This window comes from Burkholderia sp. AcTa6-5 (assembly GCF_017815075.1).
GTDB lineage: Bacteria > Pseudomonadota > Gammaproteobacteria > Burkholderiales > Burkholderiaceae > Burkholderia > Burkholderia sola.
The window spans coordinates 181,881-205,364 of record NZ_JAGIQE010000004.1; the positions used below are offsets into that span (position 1 = coordinate 181,881).

At 69.1% G+C, this 23,484-nt stretch carries 19 protein-coding genes; 14 read left to right on the forward strand and 5 right to left on the reverse strand.

Annotated elements, in window-relative coordinates; genetic code table 11:
• Window positions 1-87: 87 nt before the first annotated feature.
• The 4 genes from J8I33_RS07780 to J8I33_RS07795 all read left to right on the forward strand — a co-directional run bounded on the left by J8I33_RS07780 (window position 88) and on the right by J8I33_RS07795 (window position 2,713).
• Window positions 88-852: a helix-turn-helix domain-containing protein gene (locus J8I33_RS07780; protein ID WP_050013340.1), complete on the forward strand. Its 765-nt coding sequence runs from the start codon at window positions 88-90 to the stop codon at window positions 850-852.
• Window positions 853-1,012: 160 nt separating this feature from the next.
• Window positions 1,013-2,065 (forward strand): CaiB/BaiF CoA-transferase family protein, encoded by a 1,053-nt coding sequence (locus J8I33_RS07785; protein WP_209934325.1) that lies wholly within the window; start codon window positions 1,013-1,015, stop codon window positions 2,063-2,065.
• 128 nt (window positions 2,066-2,193) lie between these two features.
• Entirely contained in the window at window positions 2,194-2,442 is a 249-nt protein-coding gene (locus tag J8I33_RS07790) for a type II toxin-antitoxin system Phd/YefM family antitoxin (protein ID WP_209934332.1), read from the forward strand.
• On the forward strand, window positions 2,432-2,713 hold the full coding sequence (locus tag J8I33_RS07795) for a type II toxin-antitoxin system RelE/ParE family toxin (protein WP_050018268.1): 282 nt from the start codon (window positions 2,432-2,434) through the stop codon (window positions 2,711-2,713). The genes J8I33_RS07790 and J8I33_RS07795 overlap by 11 nt, the downstream gene beginning before the upstream one ends.
• Before the next feature lie 28 nt (window positions 2,714-2,741).
• Here J8I33_RS07795 and J8I33_RS07800 read toward each other — a convergent pair whose 3' ends face one another.
• Window positions 2,742-3,185 (reverse strand): PaaI family thioesterase, encoded by a 444-nt coding sequence (locus J8I33_RS07800; protein ID WP_050018269.1) that lies wholly within the window; start codon window positions 3,183-3,185, stop codon window positions 2,742-2,744.
• Between the two features lie 280 nt (window positions 3,186-3,465).
• Here J8I33_RS07800 and J8I33_RS07805 point away from each other — a divergent pair, with 280 nt between their 5' ends.
• On the forward strand, window positions 3,466-5,085 hold the full coding sequence (locus J8I33_RS07805; RefSeq protein ID WP_209934335.1) for a methyl-accepting chemotaxis protein: 1,620 nt from the start codon (window positions 3,466-3,468) through the stop codon (window positions 5,083-5,085).
• Here the strand turns inward: J8I33_RS07805 and J8I33_RS07810 are convergent.
• Complete coding sequence (locus tag J8I33_RS07810; protein WP_209934338.1) at window positions 5,058-6,167, reverse strand: AGE family epimerase/isomerase; 1,110 nt, start codon at window positions 6,165-6,167, stop codon at window positions 5,058-5,060. The genes J8I33_RS07805 and J8I33_RS07810 overlap by 28 nt on opposite strands.
• A gap of 115 nt (window positions 6,168-6,282) precedes the next feature.
• Between J8I33_RS07810 and J8I33_RS07815 the strand changes: the two genes are divergently transcribed.
• The 4 genes from J8I33_RS07815 (at window position 6,283) to J8I33_RS07830 (ending at window position 9,402) form a co-directional block, all read left to right on the forward strand.
• Entirely contained in the window at window positions 6,283-6,981 is a 699-nt protein-coding gene (locus J8I33_RS07815; RefSeq protein ID WP_209934345.1) for an MgtC/SapB family protein, read from the forward strand.
• A gap of 105 nt (window positions 6,982-7,086) precedes the next feature.
• The gene (locus tag J8I33_RS07820) at window positions 7,087-8,448 is read left to right on the forward strand and encodes a flagellar hook-length control protein FliK (RefSeq protein WP_209934364.1); all 1,362 of its coding nucleotides are present in this window, start codon (window positions 7,087-7,089) and stop codon (window positions 8,446-8,448) included.
• A gap of 175 nt (window positions 8,449-8,623) precedes the next feature.
• A complete protein-coding gene (locus J8I33_RS07825; RefSeq protein WP_162838117.1) occupies window positions 8,624-8,779 on the forward strand; it encodes a hypothetical protein in 156 nt (51 codons plus the stop codon).
• Window positions 8,780-8,922: 143 nt separating this feature from the next.
• On the forward strand, window positions 8,923-9,402 hold the full coding sequence (locus tag J8I33_RS07830; RefSeq protein WP_089489872.1) for a GNAT family N-acetyltransferase: 480 nt from the start codon (window positions 8,923-8,925) through the stop codon (window positions 9,400-9,402).
• 163 nt (window positions 9,403-9,565) lie between these two features.
• On the opposite strand, the gene J8I33_RS07835 is transcribed toward J8I33_RS07830, so the two are convergent.
• Window positions 9,566-12,367, reverse strand: a complete 2,802-nt coding sequence (locus J8I33_RS07835) for a heavy metal translocating P-type ATPase (protein WP_209934368.1) — start codon at window positions 12,365-12,367, stop codon at window positions 9,566-9,568.
• A gap of 470 nt (window positions 12,368-12,837) precedes the next feature.
• On the opposite strand from J8I33_RS07835, the gene J8I33_RS07840 reads away from it, so the two are divergent.
• Together J8I33_RS07840 and J8I33_RS07845 are read left to right on the forward strand one after the other, a co-directional pair.
• The gene (locus J8I33_RS07840; protein ID WP_209934370.1) at window positions 12,838-14,274 is read left to right on the forward strand and encodes a DUF1254 domain-containing protein; all 1,437 of its coding nucleotides are present in this window, start codon (window positions 12,838-12,840) and stop codon (window positions 14,272-14,274) included.
• A 149-nt stretch (window positions 14,275-14,423) separates the two neighbouring features.
• A complete protein-coding gene (locus tag J8I33_RS07845) occupies window positions 14,424-18,257 on the forward strand; it encodes a DUF748 domain-containing protein (RefSeq protein WP_209934372.1) in 3,834 nt (1,277 codons plus the stop codon).
• Between the two features lie 60 nt (window positions 18,258-18,317).
• Here the strand turns inward: J8I33_RS07845 and J8I33_RS07850 are convergent, their stop codons facing one another.
• Complete coding sequence (locus J8I33_RS07850; protein ID WP_050012198.1) at window positions 18,318-18,539, reverse strand: hypothetical protein; 222 nt, start codon at window positions 18,537-18,539, stop codon at window positions 18,318-18,320.
• A gap of 239 nt (window positions 18,540-18,778) precedes the next feature.
• Between J8I33_RS07850 and J8I33_RS07855 the strand changes: the two genes are divergently transcribed.
• Window positions 18,779-20,437, forward strand: coding sequence for an alkaline phosphatase family protein (locus tag J8I33_RS07855; protein WP_209934375.1), 1,659 nt, complete (start codon window positions 18,779-18,781; stop codon window positions 20,435-20,437).
• A gap of 78 nt (window positions 20,438-20,515) precedes the next feature.
• Here the strand turns inward: J8I33_RS07855 and J8I33_RS07860 are convergent, their stop codons facing one another.
• A complete protein-coding gene (locus J8I33_RS07860) occupies window positions 20,516-21,412 on the reverse strand; it encodes a LysR substrate-binding domain-containing protein (RefSeq protein ID WP_209934381.1) in 897 nt (298 codons plus the stop codon).
• 161 nt (window positions 21,413-21,573) lie between these two features.
• Between J8I33_RS07860 and J8I33_RS07865 the strand changes: the two genes are divergently transcribed.
• Window positions 21,574-22,425, forward strand: coding sequence for an ABC transporter permease subunit (locus J8I33_RS07865; protein WP_209934388.1), 852 nt, complete (start codon window positions 21,574-21,576; stop codon window positions 22,423-22,425).
• Between the two features lie 7 nt (window positions 22,426-22,432).
• Window positions 22,433-23,476: an ABC transporter ATP-binding protein gene (locus tag J8I33_RS07870; RefSeq protein ID WP_209934394.1), complete on the forward strand. Its 1,044-nt coding sequence runs from the start codon at window positions 22,433-22,435 to the stop codon at window positions 23,474-23,476.
• The last annotated feature ends 8 nt before the right edge of the window (window positions 23,477-23,484 follow it).

Consider the following 23,484-nt stretch of genomic DNA (forward strand, 5'->3'; position numbering starts at 1 on the left):
AGCCTAGTATCGTCACGACGGTCGGCGGCGGGAAATTCCGTTCCACATACGTGGAAGGCCCGTGCCGGTCTCTGCGGAGAAGGCGGGATGAGCGGAAACGTGGTCAAGAGCGCGGCGCGCGTGTTCGAGGTGCTGGAACTCTTCAGCACCTTGCAGCGGCCGCTGAGCGTGCGCGAGATCGCCACGCGCTGCGGGTATCCGGGATCGAGCGCGGCGGCGCTGCTGACCAGCATGAAGACGCTCGGCTACCTCGCATACGACGACTCGACCCACGCGTATGCGCCCACCGCGCGGCTCGTCAATCTCGGCGAAGCGCTGGTCGATTCGGCGGCCGGCAGCCGTCGGCACTGGCATGCCGTCGCGAAGCGGCTGGCGGCGCGCACGCACGAGGCGGTCGTGGTCGCGGTGCAGAGCGACCTGTACGTGCAGTACATCGATGCGGTCGAAGGCTCGCATTCGATTCCGGTGCAGTTCTATGCGCCGATCGGCACGCGTCGCGAGATCTGCATGTCGGGCCTTGGCTGGGCGCTGCTGAGCCTCCAGCCGGACAGCACGATCCGCCGGCTCGTGTCGCGCAGCATCCGCCGGATCGGGAAGTCGGGCAGGACGATCGACGAGGACGTCGTGCTCGACAAGGTCGAACAGACCCGCCGGCTCGGCTATTCGTATTCGGCGCATACCGTCACGCAGGGCGCCGCGATGATTTCGATGGTGATCGCGGACGGCTGGAACGGGCTGCCGCTTGCGATGGGCGTGGCCGGGCCCGTCGAGCGGATCGACCCGCATCGGGACGCGATCGTGCGCGCGATGCGGGCGGCGCTCGCCGAGCGTGCGTGCGACGTGGTCGGCTAGGGAACATTCCGCTGTTTGGAGAAATTCATTCGTGAGGCCAGCGCAAGCCCGTTATTAGCGTGAACAGGTCCTAACCGCGCGAAACCGGCGCGCGCAGGCATTCACATAGAATCGGGACGTTTCGCCGCTCCTGTCCCGACTGCATTTCAGCGAGGCCGCCATGCCATTAAACGCGCCGCTTTCCGGCATCCACGTCATCGAATTCGAAGGTCTCGGCCCCGGTCCGCTCGCGGGCTGGATGCTTGCCGGCATGGGCGCGCGCATCACGCTGGTCGCGCGCCCGTCCGGCCGCACCAGTGCGCCGGACGCGTTGCGGGCCCGCGACGGCGACCTGCTGCGCGAAGGCAAGACGATCGTCGAACTCGACCTGAAGGCGCCAGCCGGGCGTGACGCCGCGCTCGACCTGATCGCGCAAGCCGATGCGCTGATCGAGGGCTTGCGCCCCGGCGTGATGGAGCGGCTCGGCCTCGGGCCCGACGCTTGCGCACGCCGCAACCCGGCGCTCGTCTACGGGCGCATGACGGGCTGGGGCCAGCACGGCCCGCTCGCGGCCGCGGCGGGGCACGACCTGAACTACGTCGCGCTGACCGGGCTGCTGTCGCTGTCCGCGCCGCGCGACGGTCGGCCGGGCGTGCCGCCGACCGTCGTCGGCGATGCGGGCGGCGCGCTCGGGCTCGCGTTCGGGATCGTCTGCGCGTTGCTCGACGTGCGCGGCGGCGGGCCGGGGCGCGTGGTCGACGGCGCGATCGTCGACATCGTGTCGATGCTTGGTTCGCTCGCGCTGTGGGCACGCGCGAACGGGCAGCTCGACGGCGCGCAGCCGAGCCTGTTCCACGACGCGCCGTTCTACGACGTGTATCGCTGCGCGGACGGCGAATGCGTGACGATCGGCGCGCTCGAGCCGCCGTTCTATGCGCTGCTGGTCGAACGGCTCGGGCTGACCGACGTCGATCCCGCGTCGCAGTACGACCGGGCGCGCTGGCCCGCGCTGAAGGCGCGTTTCGCCGAGGTGTTCGCGCAGCAGCCGTCCGCGCACTGGCGCGCGCTGCTCGAAGGCACCGACGCGTGTTTCGCGCCGCTGCTGAGCGTGGCCGACGCGGCCGTGCATCCGCACAACGCGGCGCGCGGCATCTATCGGACGGATGAGCACGGGAACGTGCGGGCGCGGGTGGCGCCGCGGTTTTTGCCGTTGGTGGGGGATGACGCCGACTAGGGCCGTCTTTCAGGAGGCTGCTTCCGCTCCTCGACGGTCGAGTACCCAGCGCATCCGAGAACTAATTTTGATGCTAAATTTAGTATCAAATGAAGTGCAATCGACGCTCGATCGAAAAAGGAGCAGACATGCCCCACACCATTCTGGCGAGCGTGACGGCGAGCGTCTCGGAGCTGAAGCGGAATCCGATGGGAACCGTTGCCGCAGGCGAAGGTTTTCCGGTCGCGATCCTGAATCACAACGAACCCGCGTTCTACTGCATTCCCGCGAAGACGTGGGAGGCGATGGTCGAACGTTTGGAAGACATCGAAGCCAATGCGTTGGCCGATTCGCGCGCCAAGGAGAAGGTCGTCAAGGTCAAGCTGAATGACCTTTGAACTCGCCTTTCTCGAACCTGCATTGAAGGAGTGGAAGAAGCTCGATCGCACCGTGCGCGATCAATTCAAGGCCAGGCTCGCGGAGCGGCTGGAGCATCCCCGCATCCCGTCAGCCAAATTGCATGGCCACCCGGATCGCGACAAGATCAAGCTGCGTGGTGTCGGCTATCGCCTCGTCTACGAAGTGCGCGACGCGGAAGTCATCGTGCTGGTGGTCGCGGTGGGCCGCCGCGAGCGTGATGCGGTTTATCTGGCTGCGATGAAACGCTAGCGCGGCATCAACGCTCGGCCTCGGCAACTCACGCCGTTTCCGCCGGCGCATCCGGCATCTTGCCGTCGCCGACGCGGTTGATCGTGCCTTGCGCGATCGCGACGAGCCGTTCGTGGTCGCCGTCGATGACGAACACGTGGCACTGGCAGGTCGCCTGGTGCCGGCCCGCGTAGACGAGCTTCGCGCGGGCGACCAGCGTGCCGTTCACGGCCGGCCGCAGGTAGTTGATCTTGTATTCGGCGGTGATTACGCGCGGGCCGAGCACGAGCGCGCCGGCGAACGTCAGCGCGTTGTCCGCGAGATAGCTGATCACGCCGCCGTGCACGAAACCGTGCTGCTGCCGCAATTCCTCGCGCACCGGCAGACACAGCGACACTTCGTTGTCGCCGATATGCATCAGCTGCGTGCCCAGCAGCATGCTGAACGGCTGCGCGCGCAATGCGCCGCGCGCGTGGTCCGTGATGTCGGTCATTGAACGTCCTTGGAAATGAGTGCCCGCTTGCGCTGAACTCTAGGAAGGGGGCTCCGGATAAGCAAGGAAATTCGTCCGCGTTTCGTGCAAATCCCGGCGCGATGCGACGCGATTATTGTGCCGAATACCGAAGATCTCCGCGTTTGCGGGCGATTCGACGCGAATGCGCCAGCGAAGCGCGCGATTGGCCCGCGTTTCCGGCCGTTCCGCCTAAAGTCCGACGAAGAAATGCCGCTAATGCCGGGGCATTGCCTCATCGTCCGCTTTCCAGGAATCCCCCATGTTCGGAAAAATCAAGCTCGCGTCGGGTCTGCTCGGCGTGTTGACCGTGTTCTGTCTCTTCCTGTTCGCGATCGAAGCGCTCGGTTTCTGGACGCTCGCGTCGACGCGCAGCGGCGTCGACGATCTGTCGAACGTCGCGATCGCACAGGTCGACGCGGCCAGCCGGGCGACCGAGCAACTGCTCGACGCGCGCATCAACCTGTCGCGCGCCGGCACGCGGATGGTGCGCGGCGGGCCGAAGCCCGAAGACATCATCCGCCACGCCGGCGCATCGCTCGCGGAAGCGGACAAGGCGTTCGCCGTGCTGACGGCCGCGCAGCCGGTCGACGAGACCAACCGCGCGCGCGTCGCGGCGCTCACCGAGCGCTATCGCGCGCTGCGCGGCGCGTTGGGCGAACTCGTGCAGTTCCTCGACGCCGACAACATCCAGGCGTTCCTCGACCAGCCGACCCAGGGCTTCCAGGACGCGTACATCGCCGAGCTGCATCGCTTCACCGACTATGGCGGCACGTCGAGCCGCGCGGCGCTCGACACGATCGACGGCGGCATGCTGTGGTTCAAGTCGGTCGGCATCGTGCTGCTGGTGGCGATGCTCGCGGCGAGCGTCGCGATCTACGCGGCCGCGCGGCGCGCGGTCGTCGCGCCGCTGGAGCAGGCCGGCCGCCATTTCGAGCGGATCGCGCAGGGCCGTCTCGACGAAGCCGTGCAGGCGGGCGGCGTGTTCGAGATCGACCGGATGCTGCGCGGCCTCGCCACGATGCAGACGAGCATCGCGGGCACCGTGCGCACGGTGCGCCAGGCGTCCGACGCGATCCATCTCGGCGCCGGCGAGATCGCGGGCGGCAACGCCGACCTGTCGGCGCGCACGGGCACGCAGGCCGCGTCGCTCGAGGAAACCGCCGCAAGCATGGAGGAACTGACCGCGACTGTCCGCCAGAACACCGACAGCGCCCGCGCGGCGAGCGCGCTGGCCGACGCGGCGCTCGAAGCGACGAGCCACGGCGGCGGCGTGGTCGACAGCGTGATCGACCGGATGCGCGGCATCGCGCAGAGCTCGGGGCGCATCGCGGAGATCATCTCGGTGATCGACGGCATCGCGTTCCAGACCAACATCCTCGCGCTGAACGCGGCGGTCGAGGCCGCGCGGGCCGGCGAACAGGGGCGCGGCTTCGCGGTGGTCGCGGGCGAAGTGCGCTCGCTCGCGCAGCGCAGCGCGCAGTCGGCGAAGGAGATCAAGGCGCTGATCGAGGATTCGGTCGCGCAGATCAACGGCGGCGCGGCGCTCGTCGAGCGCGCCGGCGACGCGATGCGCACGGTGTCGGCGTCGATCACGCGCGTCGTGCAGACGATGTCGGAGATCACGGCGGCGTCGGTCGAGCAGAGCGTCGGGATCGAGCAGGTGAACCAGGCCGTCACGCAGATGGATCAGCTGACGCAGCAGAACGCGGCGCTGGTCGAGGAAGTCGCGGCGGCGGCCGCGTCGCTGAACGACCAGACCGCGCACCTGATGCAGGCGGTGTCGGTGTTCGAACTGGGCGACGGACGCGCCGCACGCGGCGATCGCGCGGCGCCGTCGTTCGCTGCGACGGGTTACGAACCGGCCGGCAGCGCCGCGTAGGCGGTCGCGAGGTGGTAGGGCGTCGTCGACGGCATGTCGGCGCGCGACACCTGCCCGTCGGCCGTCTTGCACTCGAACCAGCCGCGCGGATGCAGGAAGCGCGCGGCGAACCGCTCGATCTGACGTGCGAGCGGCGCGGAGGCCGGTGTGCCGCCGTGCGTCGCGAGCGCGCGCAGGTATTCGGTCTGCGCCCAGATCCGCTGCGTGCCGTCGATGCACGCGCCTTGCGCGTCGAGCGCCGCGCACACGCCGCCCGTCTGCGGATCGACGCCGTATTGCTCGGCGAACGCGAACGCGCGCGACAGCGCGGCGGGGAGCCCGGTCTGCGCGAGCCGCGCACCGGCCGCGTCGACCAGATAGAACCACTCGAACTGATGGCCGGGCTCGAAACGGTTGTCGGCCGCCCCGAGCGGCAGCTCGGCCACGCAGCCCGTTGCCGGGTCGACGAACGTGCGCTCGACGGCCTGCGCGGTGCGCGCGAGCGCATCGTCGAACGCGGTGTCGCCGAACGCATCGGCGGCCGCAAGCCACGCTTCGGTCAGGTGCATCAGCGGATTCTGCAGCGCGCCGCTGCCGGATGACGAGAAATCGGCGTGCCGTGCGGCATCGAGCAACGCGTCGCCGTGGCGCGGCGCGAAGCGGTCCTGGATCAGCGCGGCCGTTTCTTCTGCGACCGTACGCGCGGCGGCGTCGCCCGACGCCGCATGCCACGCGGCGCACGCAAATACGATGAATGCGTGCGTATAGAGGTCCTTGGTCGTATCGAGCGGCGCGCCCTGCGCGTCGACGCTGTAGATCCAGCCGCCGTGGCGCGCGTCGCGAAAGTGCCGGCACAGCGCGTCGAACAGCGTGGCCGCGTGCGCGGTGTCGCCGGCCTGCGCGAACACGAACAGTTGCCGGGCGCACGCCATTGCGCGATAACGGGTCACGGGCAGCGGCGCATGGGTGGCCGGATCGACGGCCTCGAACGGCAGTTGCAATGCTGGGTCGAACCCTGAACCCCGCCAGATCGGCAAGACGACGTGCGCGAAATGGTGGCGCAGTTGGGCGGCCTGGGCGGAAGCGGAGTCGGAAACGGGCATGACGGGGTTGAGCGCTTGGATCGAAACGTGTCGGCGCGGCCCGGAGAATCGGCGCGGCCGGGGCCAAGGATAAAACATTCCGCGCGGCCGGCACCAAAAAAAGGAGATAAATCGGATGCTCAGCAACCTGGAACTCGTGATGCGGCTCATTCTCGCGGCGGCGCTCGGCAGCGTCATCGGCGTCGAGCGCGAGCGCCTGTCGTGGGCGGCCGGCCTGCGCACGCACATGCTGGTGTGCGTCGGCTCGACGCTGATCATGATCGTGTCGGCGTTCGGTTTCGCCGACGTGCTCGGCACCAGCGACCACGTCGTGCTCGATCCGTCGCGGATCGCCGCGCAGGTCGTGTCGGGCATCGGCTTCCTCGGCGCGGGCTCGATCCTGCTGCGCGGCGAGATCGTGCGCGGGCTGACGACGGCCGCGAGCCTGTGGTCGGTCGCCGCGATCGGCCTCGCGGTGGGCGGCGGGCTCTATGTCGCGGCGATTTCGGCGACGATCATCATCCTGATCATCCTGGCCGGCATCAAGCCGCTGGAGCGGCGCTATTTCACGGTGCGCCAGCGGCGCCAGCTCGCGTTCACGGTGGCGAGCGGCACGCTGACGTTCGATTCGCTGCACGCGGCGCTCGGCCCCGACAGTGCGCGCGTGAAGCAGTTCATCGTGCAGCGTGCCGACGACACGGGCGAGCAGGACGAGGTGCGCATCGCGCTCGCGCGGGTGTCGGAAGGCGAATACAAGGCGATCTGCGCCAAGCTGCGTGCGCTGCCGGGCGTCACGCGGTTCGACGGCGGGAACGGGCTGGGGGGCGACGAATAGCGTGACTCGATTGCGTGACTCGGTTGCGGGGCGTGCGACAATGGCCGACCACCGATTCCGTTCGACATCCGGGTTCGCGCCTGCGGGCCCCGCTATCCGATTTCCATGACCGAATCCGTTTCCACGCCGCGCTCCCGTTCCCGTTCCGCCCGTTCGTCGGCCCGTTCCCGCCCGCGCGCGGCCGCTGCCGCAGGCAGCACGTCCGCCAGGGCGACGGCGCGATCCGGCAGCGCAGCGGCCGGCGACGCGCCGCGCGACGAACGGACGCTCGACCTGTTCGGCGATCCGGTGCTGGAGCCGGGCGAGCGCATGCCGGTTGCGGCGCGCGATGAAGCGAGCGTGGAAGCCGATGCGGCGGCCGGTGTCGACGACGGCCGACAGGCCACGTTGGACGGGTTCACCCCGTCTGCGGATGTGGATGCGGATGTGGCGACGCATGCGGAACCTGGAGGTGCGGCGCCGATGGATGTGGCGGCTAAGGTTGTTTCGACACCTGAACGCGACGTGGCCGCGAACGTCGACGGCGCATCGGCAGAGGGTCTTGCAACGAAGGCAGCCGATTTGCCTGCGGGCGATGGCGTCGTAACGCAGAGCGACGTGCCCGTGGTCGACGGCGCCGCGAACGCGGCGGCGAAGCTGCAAGCCGCAGACGGCGCTGCGATGCAGGCGGCGGAATCGCAAGCGGCAGAGGGCGAAGTCGCGAAGCCTGCCGTCGAGGCGGCGGGCGTCAAATCCCGCGAAGGGAAATCTTCCGGTGATGCCGCGAAGGAACGCCGTTCGTCTTCGGGCGGCAAGCGCCGGGCGGCTGCCGGCGCAAGCGAAGCGACGGCGACGCAGGCCGCACCGGTTCCGACGCGCATCGATTCGAAGCCGGAAGCGGCTGACTTGAACCCGCCGCCGGTCGTCGCTGCACGGGTCGAGCCGCAGACGCCGGCAGAGCCGTCCGAACCGGCGATCACCCCGCATTCCACGAAGCCCCGCGACACGACCCGGCATCCCGACGCTTCGCCGTCGCCGGTCACGCAGCCGATGGGCTCCGCCGCATCGTTCGTGACCAAGCCCTCATCGGAGCGTACGCAACCGCCCACGCCGGCCTTCGATCCGGACACGCACCTGCGCCCGCTGACCGACCGGATCGCCGCGCTGCAGTCCGACGTGGACGGCCTGACGCGCGCGGCCGATCGCGAGATGCGCCGCGTGAACCGCCTGCTGCTCGCGCTGGCCGTCGTCGTGCTGGCGGGGCTCGTCGCGCTGGTACTGCAAACGCGCCAGATCGCGCACCTGAAGCAGGACGTCGCCACCAAGCAGCAGCGGATCGATCGCCTCGCGGCCGATCTGTCGACGCAGCAGGCCACGCTGATGACGCTCGAGGAGCACCACGAAGCGCTTCTGTCGCAAGTCGACCGGCTTCAGCGCAACGCGAACCGCGAGGCGGCCGTCGGGAAGCGGGCTCACCGCGCGCGCTAATCGTTTCGACCCCATCCTGGAAGCCCGACGCAGCAAGGATCGCCATTCCGCGCTGGCGATCGGCTGTCGCGCGCCTGCGGCAAACCGGTGCAGCTCACTGGCAGAATTCAGGGAAAACCCTTAGAATGGAGGTCATCTAAGGGAAAACCCTAGCCACGTCTGTCAGGAGTCTCACATGAGCTTCATCTTCGCCCTGCTGCAAAAAATCGACGACCTGTTCGTCTCCCCGCACCTGCCGCTCGACGCCGAGTACTCGTACGCTGCGCGTCATGCGGAAGCCGAGCGCGTGCGTCGTGCGCACCTCGTGCCGATCGTCCTGTACCGTCGCTGATTCGCTGATTCGCTGATTCGCTGATTCGCTGATTCGGCGCGGCGTTCGCCGCACCTGCCTGCCCGTTCTCCACCGCCGCATCGCGCGCCGGTGCGACTGTCTCGCTACACTGGAAGTCCGATTCCGTTCACGGCGACCGGGCCATGTTGCAGATGCGGCCGATGACGGCCGGCGAATTCCGCGCGTACCGCACGCGAGCCATCGACGGCTACGCGAGCGATCTCGTTTCCTCCGGACAAAATGCTGTCGAAGACGCGGCCGATCGTGCGCGCGCCTGTTTCGACACGCTGCTGCCGGACGGCCTGCTGACCGCCGGCCAGACCCTCGTCACGCTCATCGACGGCGCCAGCGGCGACACGGTGGGCGACCTCTGGTACGCGATCGTCCCCGAAGGGCCGAACCGCACGCTGTTCATCTACGACCTCGACATCGTCCCGTCCCGGCGCCGCCAGGGCTGGGCCACGCGTGCGCTCGACGCACTCGACGCCGAGGCGCGCCGCTACGGCGTCACCGAGATCGGGCTGTCGGTGTTCAATCACAACGCGGCGGCGCGCGCGCTGTATCGCGCGTGCGGCTTCGTGCCGATCACCACGACGTTGATCAAACCGGTCGTGTCGGACTGAATCCGCCGGCCGGCGATGCGTCGTCACATGCGGCCGGTTCGGCACGCCGCGTCGCCGGCCAACGTCGGCATGCGTCCCTATCCGCCCTGTTGGTCGAGCGTCGACCGCCGAACGGCCCATCCGGCCATCCGCCATTCATCGTCCACCGCTCACCGCTCACCGCTCACCGCGCGCGGCCTTTCCATCTCCGCAGCAGCAACGCGTTGGTCACGACGCTGACGCTGGAAAACGCCATCGCCGCGCCCGCGATCACCGGGTTCAGCAAGCCGAGCGCCGCGAGCGGCACGCCGACCAGGTTGTAGACGAACGCCCAGAACAGGTTCTGCTGGATCTTGCGGTACGTGCGTTTGGAGATGTCGATCGCGTCGGCGACGAGCGCCGGGTCGCCGCGCATCAGCGTGATGCCGGCCGTGTGCATCGCGACGTCGGTGCCGGTCGCCATCGCGATGCCGACGTCCGCCGCGGCGAGCGCGGGCGCATCGTTGATCCCGTCGCCGACCATCGCGACGATCCCGCCGTGCGTGCGCTTCAGCTCGGCGACGACGCGCGCCTTGTCGTCGGGCAGCACCTGCGCATGCACTTCGCCGATGCCGAGCGCCGCCGCGACGGCGGCCGCGCTGCCGCGGTTGTCGCCCGTCACGAGTGCGCTCGCGACGCCGCGCGCCGACAGTGCCGCGATCGCGTCGCGGGCGCCCGGCTTCACGGTGTCGCCGAAGGCGATCAGCGCGAGCACCGCGCGCGGCGCGTCGGCGCGCATCAGCCACGAGATCGTGTTGCCGGCGCGCTCGAGTTCCGCCGCGCGGGCGTCGAGCGCCGGCGGCACCGCGATGCCGAGTTCGTCGCGCCAGCGCGTGCTGCCGAGCGCGAGCCGCTGCCCGCCGACGTGCGCCTCCACGCCGCGTCCGGCCACCGCGCGCGCATCGGTCGCGACGGCCGACTCCGCCGCGCCGACTTGTGCGGCCACGTCCGCTTCATGCGCGGCTACCACGGCCCGCGCGAGCGGATGGTCGCTCTGCCGCTGCACGGCCGCCGCGAGCGCGAGCGCCTCGCCGCGCGGCACGCCGACGGCGTCGAACGCGGTCACGGACGGTTTGCCTTCGGTCAGCGTACCGGTCTTGTCGAACGCGATCACGGTCGTGCGCTGCGCGAGTTCGAGCGCCTGCGCGTCCTTGATCAGCACGCCGTGCCGGGCCGCGACGCCCGTGCCGGCCATGATCGCGGCGGGCGTCGCGAGACCGAGCGCGCACGGGCACGCGATCACGAGCACCGCGACCGCGTTGAGGATCGCGGTTTCCATTCCCGCGCCGGCGATCAGCCAGCCGACCAGCGTCAGCACGGCGATGCCGAGGATCGCCGGCACGAACACTTCGCTGACGCGATCGACGAGCCGCTGGATCGGCGCCTTCTCGGCCTGCGCGGATTCGACGAGGCGGATGATGCGCGCGAGCGTCGTCTCCGCGCCGATCGCGGTGGTTTCGACGACGAGCGCGCCTTCGCCGTTGATCGAGCCGGCCGTGACCGCATCGCCGTCGTCTTTCGGCACGGGCAGGCTTTCGCCGGTGATCAGCGATTCGTCGATGTGGGAGCGGCCCGACACGATGCGGCCGTCGACGGGCACGCGCTCGCCGGGCCGGATGCTCACGTGCGTGCCGACGCGCACCTGCGACAGCGGCACGTCGCGTTCGACGCCATCCTCGACGACGCGCGCGCGGTCCGGCCGCAGCGCGTTCAGCGCGCGGATCGCCTCGGTGGTCTGGCGCTTCGCGCGCGATTCGAGCCACTTGCCGAAGCGCACGAGCGTGACGATGACGGCCGACGCCTCGAAATACAGATGGCCGGGATGCGCGGGATCGCGCAGCAACATCCACAGGCTCAGCCCGTACGCGGCCGACGTGCCGAGCGCGACGAGCAGGTCCATGTTGCCGGTGCGCGCCTTCACCGCATGCCAGGCCGCGCGGTAGAAGCGCGCGCCGAAGCCGAACTGCACGATCGACGCGAGCACGAGCTGGAGCCAGCCGGGCAGCATCAGGTCGATGCCGAACGGCGCGGCGAGCATCGGCGCGACGAGCGGCGCGCTCAGCATGGCGGCCCCGATCACGAGGTTGCGTTCGCGGATCGCTTCGCGGCGCTTGCGTGCGTCGGGGTCCTGCGCGGGGCCGGCCGGTCGTGCATCGGCGCCGGTCGATGCGCCGACGGGCGAGGTGGCGGGAAGCGATGCACGGTAGCCGGCCGTGGTGACTGCGGCGATCAACGTGGCGGCATCGAGTGCGCCGGCGCCGTGCACCGACGCCCGCTCGGTCGCGAGATTGACCGTCGCGCGCGCGACGCCCGGCACGGCGGCCAGCGCTTTTTCGACGCGGCCGGCGCAGGACGCGCAGGTCATGCCGCCGATGTCGAGTTCGATGTTCGCGGGCGCGGCGGCCGGGACGACGGTGTCCGACACAGCCGGCGTCGCGCCATAGCCGGCCTGCTTCACGGCGTCCGCCAATTGGGTGGCCGAAACGTCGGCCGATGCGTCGACCGTCGCGCGTTCGGTCGCGAGGTTGACCGATGCGCGCGTGACGCCCGGCACCTTCGCGAGCGCCTTTTCGACGCGTGACACGCATGACGCGCAGGTCATGCCGTCGATGTCGAGTTCGATCGTCGCGGTGGCAGCCGGCGCAGGCGGTGGCGCCGCGTGTGGCGCGTTCGCCGACGAAGGCGTGGCCGCGACTGTTTCGGTTACCGCTTCGCGCACGGTTGCGCGGTAGCCGGCCTCGCCGATCGCGTCGACGAGCCGGCCGGGCTCGACCGCTTCCTGCGCGGTAACCGTCGCCGCATGCGCGTCGAGATCGACCGCCGCATCGACGACGCCCGGCACGGCGGCCAGCGCGCGCTGCACGCGGCCCGTGCAACCGCCGCAATGCATGCCGTCGACGCTCAGCTCGATCGTTTGCAGCGCCGCGGAGGCGAGTGGTTCAGTCATGTCGGATTCCCCAAAAGCGCGGTTCGTGCCGCGGATGGTTCCAGTATCAACATTCCCATGATGGTAAGGTCAAGTACCGGCGACGATGCGGCGCAAGTCGATGCACACAGGGTGTCACAACACGGAAAAAGCGATCGCCCAGCTTCCAGACGGACAGTCGGTGCGCGCTGAGGACCAAGCTTGGCGCTCGCGAGGCGTTTACGGGCAACTGGCTGGGGTTGCCGGCGTTGTTCCGGATTTTTGCTGAATCCCGTGAAACGTTTCAGATTTTTTGACGGTTCAACTAGCGTTTTACCCGTTATTCGGCATATTGGGGGATGCCCTTAGGCGCTATGATACCGGCCTGACATCAGCGCCCACCGTTACGAAGCGTCACGAACGGTCATCCGGGCACGCTGGGGTGCCTTGCTTCGCCGTTCGCGAGACGAACAAGGCGTTGACTGAAAAGAACGATATTCGGCCAGTAATCGATGATTGAAAACCAGCGAGAATCAGTTTCTCTGCGACGCGCGTGCGCGTCGCTGGCCATTGCGGCGTTGCTTGCAGGCTGCGCGTCGCAACCGGACGCGATCCAGCGCAAGACCGGCTGGATGCGCGCGGAAGTCGCCGACTCCTATATCTATGCGTATCCGCTCGTGCTGATGGACGTCGCGAAGGAAGCGGCGACGGGCGGCGACGGCGCGCAACCGGGGCAGGCGCCGCTCAACACGCTGCGCCACGCGCAGGCGCTGCCGCCCGTCGGCGCGGTCAATCCGCCGCTGCCGGGCGTCGACACGCTCGACTCGACCGGCTGGCTCGACGTCGCCGCCGAACCCGTGATCGTCACGCTGCCCGACACGCGCGGCCGCTATTGGGACGCACGCGCACTCGACATGTGGACGAACGTGCTGTGGTCGTCGTCGAGCGTCGCGGCACGCGGTACGCGTGGCGCCGGGCGAGCGCAAACGATTGCCTTCGCCGCGAAGGGGTGGCAGGGCACGCTGCCGAAGGGCGTGGTGCGCGTCGACGTGCCGTCCGCCAATGCGTGGCTCGAAGTACGGCTGCAGACGAGCGGCGGGCGCGACCTGACGAACGTGAAGAAACTGCAGCGCGCGATCCGCGTGGTGCCGCTGTCGGTCTACACCGGTGCCGAGCGCGGCGCGTCGGTCGCGGTCCACGCGGGCAGCGCGCCGTCCGAAGCGGTGGGCGGCGGCACGCCGGCCGAGCAGGTGGCCGCGCTTGATCCGAAGGCGTTCTTCACGCGCTTCGCGCGGGCGCTGCAGGACAATCCGCCGCCGGCCGACGATGCGCACGCGCAGGAATCGCTCGGCGACATCGGCGTGACGGCCGGCTATCCGGTACTGTGGACGGGCGACCGTCTCACGGCCGCGACGGCCGGCGTGGCCGAGGCGCGCGCGCGGCTCGCGACGCCGCCGTCGAACCTGCTGAACGCGAACGGCTGGACCTGGATCGGCGATACGGCCGGCAAGTACGGCCAGGACTACGCGCTGCGCGCGTACGCGGCGTACACGCAGTTCGGCACCGCGACGCGCGACGACGAGACGCTCGCGGTCACCCGCGTCGACAGCGACGGTCATGCGCTGAACGGCGCGAACCGCTACGTGCTGCATTTCGCGCCGGGCGCGCTGCCGCCGGTACGCGCATTCTGGACGCTCACGCCGTACACGACCAACGGTGCGCTGCCCGACGTCGGATCGGCGCGGCGCTCCCTCGGCGATCGCGACCGGCTGCGCCGCAACCGCGACGGCTCGATCGACATCGTCGTATCGGCGTCGCCGGGCGGCACGCATGCGGCCAATTGGCTGCCGGCGCCGCGTACCGATTTCGCGCTCGCGTTGCGGCTGTACGCGCCGAAGCCGCAGGCGAGCGACGGGTCGTGGATGCCGCCCGTCGTCGTCCGGAAATGAACGGTTGACCGCCGCCGTTGTCCGACCGGCGGGCGCGGCGGCGCCCGACCGCCGTACCGTCACCTCCTGAGCCTATACTTTCGGGATAGCGTGCGCGGCCGCCCGGTTTGTCCGGTGCGGCCCGGCATCCATTCCCGAGGCATTCAAGCATGGCAAGCGCAGACAAAGAAACCCTACCCTCGACCCTCCATGCCCTCGGTGGCGTTGCACGCTCGCACCGGACCCGGCGTATCGGCATCGGCCTGCTGATCTTCGTCGTTTTGTTTGGATTGCTCGGCTTCTTCGCGGCGCCGCCGCTGATCCGCCATGTCGCCGAACAGCAGTTGAGCAAGCAGCTCGACCGGCCGGCCACGATCCAGCGCATCGCGCTCAACCCGTACACGCTCAACCTCGAAGCCGACGGCATCCATCTCGGCGAGCGCGGCGGCCAGGGCGACTTCATCGACATCGGCAAGCTCGTCGTGAGGCCGTCGTGGTCGTCGCTGTTTCGCGGCGCGCCGATCGTCAACGAGATCCGGCTCGACTCGCCGCGTTTTCACGTCGTCCGCTACGACGCGCAGCGCTTCAACTTCACCGACCTGATCGAGAAGTTCTCGTCGCCGTCGCCGACACCCGATAGCAAGCCGACGCAATTCTCGGTGTCGAACATCCAGGTCAACGACGGCCGGATCGATTTCGACGATCGCCTGCTGAACGAAAAGCACGTGGTCGACAACTGGACGCTCGGCATTCCGTACATCGCGACGCTGGCCTCGAAGACGGACATCTTCGTCGAGCCGAAGCTGCGCGCGCGCTTCGACGGCAGCCCGATCTCGATCGACGGCAGGACCAAGCCGTTCGCGCAGTCGCGCGAATCGGAGATCGCGCTGAAGTTCGACCGCCTCGACGTGCCGAAGCTGATCTCGTACGTGCCGGCGAAGCTGCCGGTGGCCGTGACGAGCGGGCTGCTGAGCAGCAACCTCACGGTCAATTTCGTGATGAGCGGCGAAACGCCCGCGCTGCGCGTGTCGGGCACCGTCGACCTGAACGACGCGAAGGTGACCGACCGCGCGTCCGCGCCGCTGTTCGCCGCGCGCGGCGTGCACGTCGCGGCGGCCGGGCTGGAACCGCTGCGCAACGCGATGCACTTCGACGAGATCCGGCTCGACCAGCCGGTGGTCGACCTGTCGCGCGACAAGCAGGGCGTGCTGAACGTCGAGAAGCTCGTCGCGCAACCGGCCGCCGCGCCGAAGGTCGAAGCCGGCAAGCCGGCCGCGTCGGCCGTCGCCGTTTCCGGAGCGTCCGCGGCGTCCGGCGCGACCGTCGCCGCGGCCAGCGGCGCCAGCGGTGCGAAGGCCGAAGGCGCCGCCGCGAAGGAAACGCCGCCGCTCGACCTGACGATCCGTCACGTCGCGATCGACGGCGGCACGATCAACGTCGACGACCGCGTGCCGGCGACGCCGACCGCGCTGTCGCTGACGAAGCTCGCCGCGACGCTCGACGGTTTCACGCTGCAGGGCAAGACGCCGGCAAAATACACGCTGTCGACGTCGCTGTCGCGCGGCGGCGACGTGAACGCCGAAGGCACGTTCAATCTCGCGGTGAAGCAGGCCGACACGAAGCTGACGGTCGCCGCGCTCGCGCTGCCGGCGCTGCAGCCGTACCTCGGCGAGGCGACGCGTGCGCGCGTGCTCGACGGCACGCTCGGCGCGACCGTCAACGCGAAAACCGACTGGGGCAAGACGCCGCTCGCCGCGGAAGTCGCGGACAGCACGGTGAGCCTGAAATCGCTGAAGATCGCCGCGCCGGACAACAAGGCGCCCGCGATCGTGCTGCCCGACGCGAGCGCGAAGATCGCGAAGGTCGACGTCGCCGCGCGCACCGCGGAAATCGCGAGCGTCGACGCGACTGGCCTCGCGCTCGACGTGAAGCGCCTGAAGGACGGCAAGATCGATCTCGCGGCGCTGGGCGAGCCCGCGCAGGCGGCCGTGCCGCCGCGTACGGTCGCGCGCAAGGCGCAGGCCGCCGCGCCGTCGTGGCACTACCGGATCGACGCGCTGAACGTGAAGGACGCGTCCGCGAACTTCACCGACCTGTCGACGCCGCGCCCGGTGAAGCTGGCGATCAAGCCGCTCGACCTGTCGGTGCAGAAGGTGAGCGACGACCTGACGAAGCCGCTGCCCGTGCAACTGAAGGCGACGCTGAACCGCAAGGGCTCGCTGAACGTGACGGGCGACGTGACCGCGCAGCCGCTGAAGCTCGGCCTGAAGATCAACGGCAACCGCCTCGACGCGGCCGCGTTCGAGCCGTACTTCGGCAGCGCGCTGAACGCGACGATCGCGAGCGCGCTGCTCAACGCGCAAGGCAACCTGACGTTCGCGCAGGTGAAGGACACGCCGCGCGCGACCTACCGCGGCGACGTCGCGCTGGTCGACGTGCGGATGCTCGACAAGGCGACGTCCGATCCGTTCGCCGGCTGGCGCTCGCTCGCGCTGTCGAACCTGAAGGCGAACTACGACGAGAAGGGCACCGACGTCGACGCCGCGCGCGTGACGTTCTCGAACTTCTACGGTCGCGTGCTGCTCGACGCGCAGGGCCGGCTGAACCTGAAGGACGTGGTCGCGAAGGAGACGGGCCCCGCGCAGTCGCTCACGCGCGACGCGAGCAAGGGCGAGCCGGTGCCGCTGTCGCCGGGCGTGACGCCGCCGGCCGCCGCGCAGGCCGCCTCGGCCGCGGCCGCGCAGCAGGCGTCCGTGCCGGCCGCCGCGTCGGCGACGGTGGTCGTGAAGGCCGCGCCGCAGCCGCAGAACCCGGTGCGGATGCACTTCGGCGAACTGGTGCTGCAGAACGGCCGCGTCACGTACACGGACAACTTCATCAAGCCGAACTACACGGCGAACCTCGTCGCGATCAAGGGCACGGTCGGCGCGTTCGGCACGGATTCGACGACGTCCGCGCCGGTCGACGTCGCCGCGAACCTCGCGGGCAACGGGCCGATCTCGATCAAGGGCACGGTGAACCCGCTGATCGAGAAGCCGGCGCTCGACCTCACGGCCACCGCGCACGACATCGAGCTGACCAACCTGACGCCGTATTCGGCGAAGTACGCGGGCTATCCGATCACGAAGGGCAAGCTCAACGTCGACCTGCACTACCAGCTCGCGAACGACCAACTGTCGGCGAACAACCACATCTTCATCGACCAGCTCACGTTCGGCGATCACGTCGAGAACGACACCGCGACGAAGCTGCCGGTGAAGCTCGCGATCTCGCTGCTGAAGAACACGCGCGGCCAGATCGACGTGAACCTGCCGGTGTCGGGTTCGCTGTCGAATCCGGAATTCAGCGTCGGCGGGCTGATCTGGCACGCGGTGCTGAACCTGATCGCGAAGGCGGTCACGTCGCCGTTCACGCTGCTCGCGAATGCGTTCGGCGGCAGCGGCGGCGAGGACCTCGGCTACGTCGAGTTCGCGCCGGGCTCGTACCAGTTGACCGACGCGCAGCAGAAGAAGCTCGACACCGTCGTGAAGATGCTGACCGAGAAGCCGTCGATCCGCCTCGACCTGATCGGCCGCGTCGATCCGGCGCAGGACACGCCGGGGCTGCGCGACGCGTACGTCGAGCGGCTGGTGCGCCAGCAGAAGCTGAAGGACGTGATCGGCCAGGGCGAGAGCGTCGATCCGATGTCGGTGAAGGTCGACAAGGCCGAATACTCGAAGTACCTGACGCGCGCGTACAAGGCCGCCGACTTCAAGAAGCCGCGCAACCTGGTCGGCCTGCAGAAGACGCTGCCCGATGCGGACATGAAGCAGGCGCTTGCCGATCACGCACCGGCCGACGACAACGCGCTGCGGGCGCTCGCGCAGCAGCGCGCGCAGGCCGTGCGTCAGTATCTCGACGGCAAGATCGACTCGAGCCGCATGTTCGTCGTTGCGCCGAAGCTCGACGCGAAGGGCATTTCGGACAAGGGCGCGACGACCCGCGTCGACTTCGGGCTGCAGTAAGCGTTACCACCATCCGTGATCCGCCGCCGCGCCCGCATCCGCCGGGCACGGCGGTTTTTTTCAGCGGCTGGCGACGGCCGGCTCGCGCTTGTCCAGCTCCTTCCTCGCGGCCAGCGGCAGACGCGCGTCGTCCCACTGCGTCAGCCATTCGACTTCCTTCGTGGTGAACACCGGTCCGTGGTTGCGCAACGCGTACTGCAGCGCGTCGACGACGTGATGGCGAATGATTTCGGGGGTACGTGCATCGTCCAGCACGAACCGGAGGGCTTCCAGGGTCGACATACTCGTGCTCCGGGTCAGGGAAAACCCTTTATGCCACGCCAATAGTCGCGGGCCAACCCGAAAAAAAATCCCGGCGCACGCGACGGCCGCGCATGGCGACCGCTTCGTTTCATTTGCGATTGGTTACGTTTGACAGAGAACAGAAAGCCCCGCTTCATCCGACCGCCGCACGATCCGGCGATATTTTGCGCGCCTGATGGCAAGTCACGTAGTTCAACATCAATCGGTGAGGTGGGGTGATGATTTCCAGGTTCATCAAGCAACGGAAAACGGCGGTGATGGTGGCGGCTGCGCTGGCGCTCCTCGGCGCGGGCGTGCATGCGGCGCAACCGGACGGCAACGGCCGCGCGAGCCGCGTCGTGAAGCACGTGCTGCTGCTCAGCATCGACGGGCTGCACGAACAGGATCTCGCGCGCTGCATCGGCGCGAATACGTGCCCGAACATCGCGGTGCTCGCGAAGAGCGGCGTGACCTACGCGAATGCGTACACGCCGGGGCTGTCGGATTCATTCCCGGGCCTCGCCGCGCTGGTGACGGGCGGCTCGCCGAAGACGGCCGGCCTGTTCTACGACGTGTCGTACGACCGCAACCTGTACGCGCCGAGCGATACGACGTGCTCGGGCAAGCAGGGCTGGAACGTCGTGTTCGACGAGACGACCGGCATCGACGCGCAGAACGGCGGTGCGCTCGTGCACCTCGACGGCGGCGGCGCGTTCAATCCGCAGGCAATCCCGCATGCGAAGGTCAACGGCCAGTGCGTGCCGGTCTATCCGCACAACTACGTGAAGACCAACACGGTGTTCGAGGCCGTGAAGGCCGGCGTGCCGAATGCGCGCACCGCGTGGGCCGACAAGCACGCGTGGGGCTACGACTGGCTGAACGGCCCGTCGGGCACCGGCGTCGACGACCTGATGCGTACCGAGATCAATTCGATCGACCCGGCGACGAACACCGCCTACACCGACGTCTATTCGCACACCGCCCGCTTCGACAACCTGCACGTGCAGGCGCTGATCCACCAGATCGGCGGCCGCGATTCGACCGGCACGAAGACCGCGCCGGTGCCGACGCTGTTCGGCGCGAACTTCCAGACGCTGAGCGTCGCGCAGAAGGCGCCGGTCGCAAAGGGCGGCGGCTATCTCGACGCCGACTTCACGCCGAACGGGCAGGTCGCGAATGCGATCACGTATGTCGACGACGCGATCGGCCACGTCGTCGCGGCGCTGAAGCAGGCGAACCTGTATACGTCGACGGCCGTGATCGTCACGTCGAAGCACGGCCAGTCGCCGAGCGATCATACGAAGCTCGTGAAGAACGGCGACACGCTGACGAAGCTGCTCGAAGCGAACGACTTCATCGACCCGAACGGCAACTTCGGCCAGAACAACACGACGACGGGCAACCTGAACGACGGATCGGGCCTGGTCGGCACGGGCTTCGTGCAGACGGACGACGTCGGGCTGATCTGGCTGCGCGACCGCGGCCAGCGCACGGCCGTCGTGCAGGCGCTGAAGGCGAATCTCGGCTGCAACGCGCCGGGGATCTGCGCGGACGGCCCGCAGGCGTACGTGCTGTACGGCGCGGCGCTGGCCGACCGCTTCGGCGATCCGGCCAACGGCCGCGCGCCGGACATCGTCGTCCAGCCGAATCCGGGCGTGATCTACACGTCCAGCACGAAGAAGGACGAGGAGCACGGCGGCAACGCGCCGGACGACAGCCACCTCGGCCTGCTCGTGTCGTATCCGGGCATTCGTCGTGCGCGCACGGTGAACGATCTCGTCGGCACGAAGCAGGTCGCGCCGACGATCCTCGCGCTGCTCGGCGCCGATCCGCGCCTGCTGCAGGCGGTCGTGGCCGAGAACACGCGCGTGCTGCCGGGGCTCGGTATCGGGCGTTGACGTTGCAGGCCGGATGCCGCCGGGGGCGGTGTCCGTCGGGCTAGGGGCGCGCGCAGCCATGCGACGGTGCGCGTCGCCTTACGCGCGCCCGGCCTCGTCCAGCATCCATTCCCTGAAGCGCCGCAACGCATCGCTCGTGTCGAGGCGCTCCGGCGCGTAGCACAGGTAGTGTCCCTGCGCGGCCACGTCGACCGGCGCGTCGAACGGCTCGACCAGCGTGCCCGCCGCGAGATTGTCGAGAATCAGGAAGCGCGGCACGAGCGCGATCCCGAGTCCGGCCTGTGCGGCCTGGATCAACACCGAATACTGCTCGAAGCGCGGCCCCGCCAGCGCGTTCATTTGCGCCGCGCGATGACGTTCCGCCCATGTGGACCACGCGATCTCCGCCTGCTCGTGCACGAGGCGCGGCGCCGCCGCCGCGTCGGCGGGCACACGCAGCGCATGCCGGTCGGCGAATTCGCGCGAGCAGACGGGCACGAAGGTCCGCCCGCCGAGATAGTCGCTTCGCACGCCCTCCCATCCACCGTCGCCGTAGCGGATCGCCGCGTCGAGCCCGAACGGAAACACGTCGCCGGGCGCGAGATGACGGCGAAAACTCAACGTGACGCCCGGCGCGGCGGCGAGAAAGCGCGTGAGGCGCGGCAACAGCCACTTCGTCGTAAACGTCGGCACGCTGGCGATCGTCAGCAGGTCGCTGTTCTCGCTGGCACTCAGCAGTTCGATCGACGCGTTGCCGATTTCGCGCAGCGGCCCGACGACGCGCGCGTGATAGACCTGACCGGCACGGGTAAGCGCGAGGCCGCGCCCCTCGCGCACGAACAGCTTCACGCCGAACAGCGCCTCGAGGTTCGCGATCTGCCGGCTGACCGCGCTTGGCGTCAGGCCCAGTTCGCGCGCCGCGTACGAGAAATTCAGGTACTTCGCGGACGTGGCGAAGGCATGCAGCTCAGCCACGTTCGGATACAGATGCTTCATCGCGAGCTGTTCCGTCCTTGCACAGATCGATGCGGGCTTTTTACGTTTTTTTCATGACGATGCCATGTCGAAACCGCACACTGCGCCGGCTTCGACAACGCATGCGGGCCCGGCCGGCGGGCGTTGCGCGAGGTTTTTCCCGATCGTCTGCGAGTGTCTTCATGTCTGAGTCAACCGCCCCGGCCATCGCCGACGGTATTCCGATTCGTCGTAACAAACCGGCCCGGCCGCCCGTCGGGCGCCTGCTGCTGCAGGCGCTGCTCGCGGTGTTCGGCCTCTACCTGCTGTTGCCGATCGCACTGCTGCTGATCGGCGCGGTGGGCGAATCGTGGACGAACACGTTGCTGCCCACCGGCGTCACCGGGCACTGGTTCGCCGACCTGGCCGCGAACCGGAGCTTCACGCGCGCGTTCGGCGTGAGCTTCATGGTGGCGCTCGCGTGCTGCGCGCTCAACGCGGTGATCGGCCTGCCGCTCGCGTATGCGCTCCATCATCGTGCGCAGGCCGGCGGCGGGTTCGCGACGCGCGTCGTGATGCTGATGCCGGTCGCCGTGCCGGCGCTGACGCTCGGCTTCGGCTACATCGCGATCTTCAGCGGCGACACGTTGCCGTGGCTCGGCACGTTGCCGCTGATGATCGCCGCCCACGCGGTGCTGACGCTGCCGTATCTGCTGCAGACGCTGCTCGGCGACCTGCGCCACCTCGGCCTCGCGCGGCTCGAGGCCTGCGCGGCGACGCTCGGTGCGACGCCGCTGCACCAGTTCGTCACGATCGTGGTGCCGAACCTGCGGCACAGCCTGTTCTCCGGCCTCGTGATGGTGGCCGCGCTGTCGATCGGCGAATTCCAGATTTCGAACCTGATCGCCGGCTTCCGCTACCGGAACTATCCGATCGTGCTGCTGCAGGCGTTCTACGGCGCGACGGGGATGGCGTGCGCGGCCACCGTCGTGCTGCTCGTGCTTGCCGTGCTCGCGACGCTGGTCTCCGTCGGTACCGTGCAACGTCTGAAGTGAGTCATCCATGAGCCTCGAATTCGAACACGTCAGCTTTCAGTATCCGGGCGCCCGTCATGGCGTCGACGACATCACGCTGTCGGCCGCGCAGGGCGAACTGCTCGCGGTGATGGGGCGCAGCGGGTCCGGCAAATCCACGCTGCTGCGGCTCGCGGCCGGGCTGCTCGACGGCTGGCGCGGCCGCATCGCGATCGGCGGCGACGACGTGGCCGGCGTGCCCGTGTGGCGGCGCGAAGTGGGGATGGTGTTCCAGCACTACGCGCTGTTTCCGAACCTGTCGGTCGTCGACAACGTCGCGTACGGGCTGCGGATGCGCGGCGTCGCGGCCGACGTGCGGCGCCGGCGCGCGCTGGACATGCTCGAGCGGGTCGGGTTGTCCGCGCATGCGACGCGCGGCATCGCGATGCTGTCCGGCGGACAGCAGCAACGCGTCGCGCTCGCGCGGGCGCTCGTGATCGAACCGAAGCTGCTGCTGCTCGACGAGCCGCTGGCGGCGCTCGATGCCGGCATCCGTCATCAGTTGCGCGACGAGATCCGTGCACTGCAGCGCGCCTGCGGCGCGACGACGTTGTTCGTCACGCACGACCAGGACGAAGCGTTGAGCATGGCCGACCGCGTCGCGATCGTCGACGGCGGCCGCGTGCTGCAGGCCGGCACGCCGCGCGACCTGTACGAGCGCCCGGCGACCGCGCAGGTCGCGCGCTTCGTCGGGCATTCGACGCTGCTGCGCGGCCGCGTGGTCGCGCAGGGCACCGTCGACGTGCGCTTCGCGACGCTGCGCGCGGAAACGGGCGAGCACCGGCCGGGTGCGGAAATCGAGGTGCTGGTGCGCCCCGAACACGTGCAGGCCGATCCGCCGGAACACAGCGCGAACCGCATCGACGGCCGTCGCGGGGACGTGCGCTATTTCGGCGCGACGCAGCGCTACGACTTCATTCCGGACGGCTCGGCCGACGTGCTGCTGTGCGAAGGGCGCGAGCCCGCCGCGCGCAGCATCGCGATCGACCCTTGCCATCTGCTCGTGCTGCCGACGTCGCCGGCCGCGCAATGACCTCTTTC

Bases quoted from the DNA above. Each gene is read 5' to 3' on its own strand.
- J8I33_RS07850 (WP_050012198.1), bottom strand. From the start codon at position 18,539: ATGTCGACCCTGGAAGCCCTCCGGTTCGTGCTGGACGATGCACGTACC.
- J8I33_RS07825 (WP_162838117.1), top strand. From the start codon at position 8,624: ATGAGCTTCATCTTCGCCCTGCTGCAAAAAATCGACGACCTGTTCGTC.
- J8I33_RS07790 (WP_209934332.1), top strand. From the start codon at position 2,194: ATGCCCCACACCATTCTGGCGAGCGTGACGGCGAGCGTCTCGGAGCTG.
- J8I33_RS07835 (WP_209934368.1), bottom strand. From the start codon at position 12,367: ATGACTGAACCACTCGCCTCCGCGGCGCTGCAAACGATCGAGCTGAGC.
- J8I33_RS07785 (WP_209934325.1), top strand. From the start codon at position 1,013: ATGCCATTAAACGCGCCGCTTTCCGGCATCCACGTCATCGAATTCGAA.
- J8I33_RS07780 (WP_050013340.1), top strand. From the start codon at position 88: ATGAGCGGAAACGTGGTCAAGAGCGCGGCGCGCGTGTTCGAGGTGCTG.
- J8I33_RS07810 (WP_209934338.1), bottom strand. From the start codon at position 6,167: ATGCCCGTTTCCGACTCCGCTTCCGCCCAGGCCGCCCAACTGCGCCAC.
- J8I33_RS07845 (WP_209934372.1), top strand. From the start codon at position 14,424: ATGGCAAGCGCAGACAAAGAAACCCTACCCTCGACCCTCCATGCCCTC.
- J8I33_RS07870 (WP_209934394.1), top strand. From the start codon at position 22,433: ATGAGCCTCGAATTCGAACACGTCAGCTTTCAGTATCCGGGCGCCCGT.
- J8I33_RS07840 (WP_209934370.1), top strand. From the start codon at position 12,838: ATGATTGAAAACCAGCGAGAATCAGTTTCTCTGCGACGCGCGTGCGCG.
- J8I33_RS07805 (WP_209934335.1), top strand. From the start codon at position 3,466: ATGTTCGGAAAAATCAAGCTCGCGTCGGGTCTGCTCGGCGTGTTGACC.
- J8I33_RS07800 (WP_050018269.1), bottom strand. From the start codon at position 3,185: ATGACCGACATCACGGACCACGCGCGCGGCGCATTGCGCGCGCAGCCG.
- J8I33_RS07815 (WP_209934345.1), top strand. From the start codon at position 6,283: ATGCTCAGCAACCTGGAACTCGTGATGCGGCTCATTCTCGCGGCGGCG.
- J8I33_RS07855 (WP_209934375.1), top strand. From the start codon at position 18,779: ATGATTTCCAGGTTCATCAAGCAACGGAAAACGGCGGTGATGGTGGCG.
- J8I33_RS07830 (WP_089489872.1), top strand. From the start codon at position 8,923: ATGTTGCAGATGCGGCCGATGACGGCCGGCGAATTCCGCGCGTACCGC.
- J8I33_RS07795 (WP_050018268.1), top strand. From the start codon at position 2,432: ATGACCTTTGAACTCGCCTTTCTCGAACCTGCATTGAAGGAGTGGAAG.
- J8I33_RS07865 (WP_209934388.1), top strand. From the start codon at position 21,574: ATGTCTGAGTCAACCGCCCCGGCCATCGCCGACGGTATTCCGATTCGT.
- J8I33_RS07820 (WP_209934364.1), top strand. From the start codon at position 7,087: ATGACCGAATCCGTTTCCACGCCGCGCTCCCGTTCCCGTTCCGCCCGT.
- J8I33_RS07860 (WP_209934381.1), bottom strand. From the start codon at position 21,412: ATGAAGCATCTGTATCCGAACGTGGCTGAGCTGCATGCCTTCGCCACG.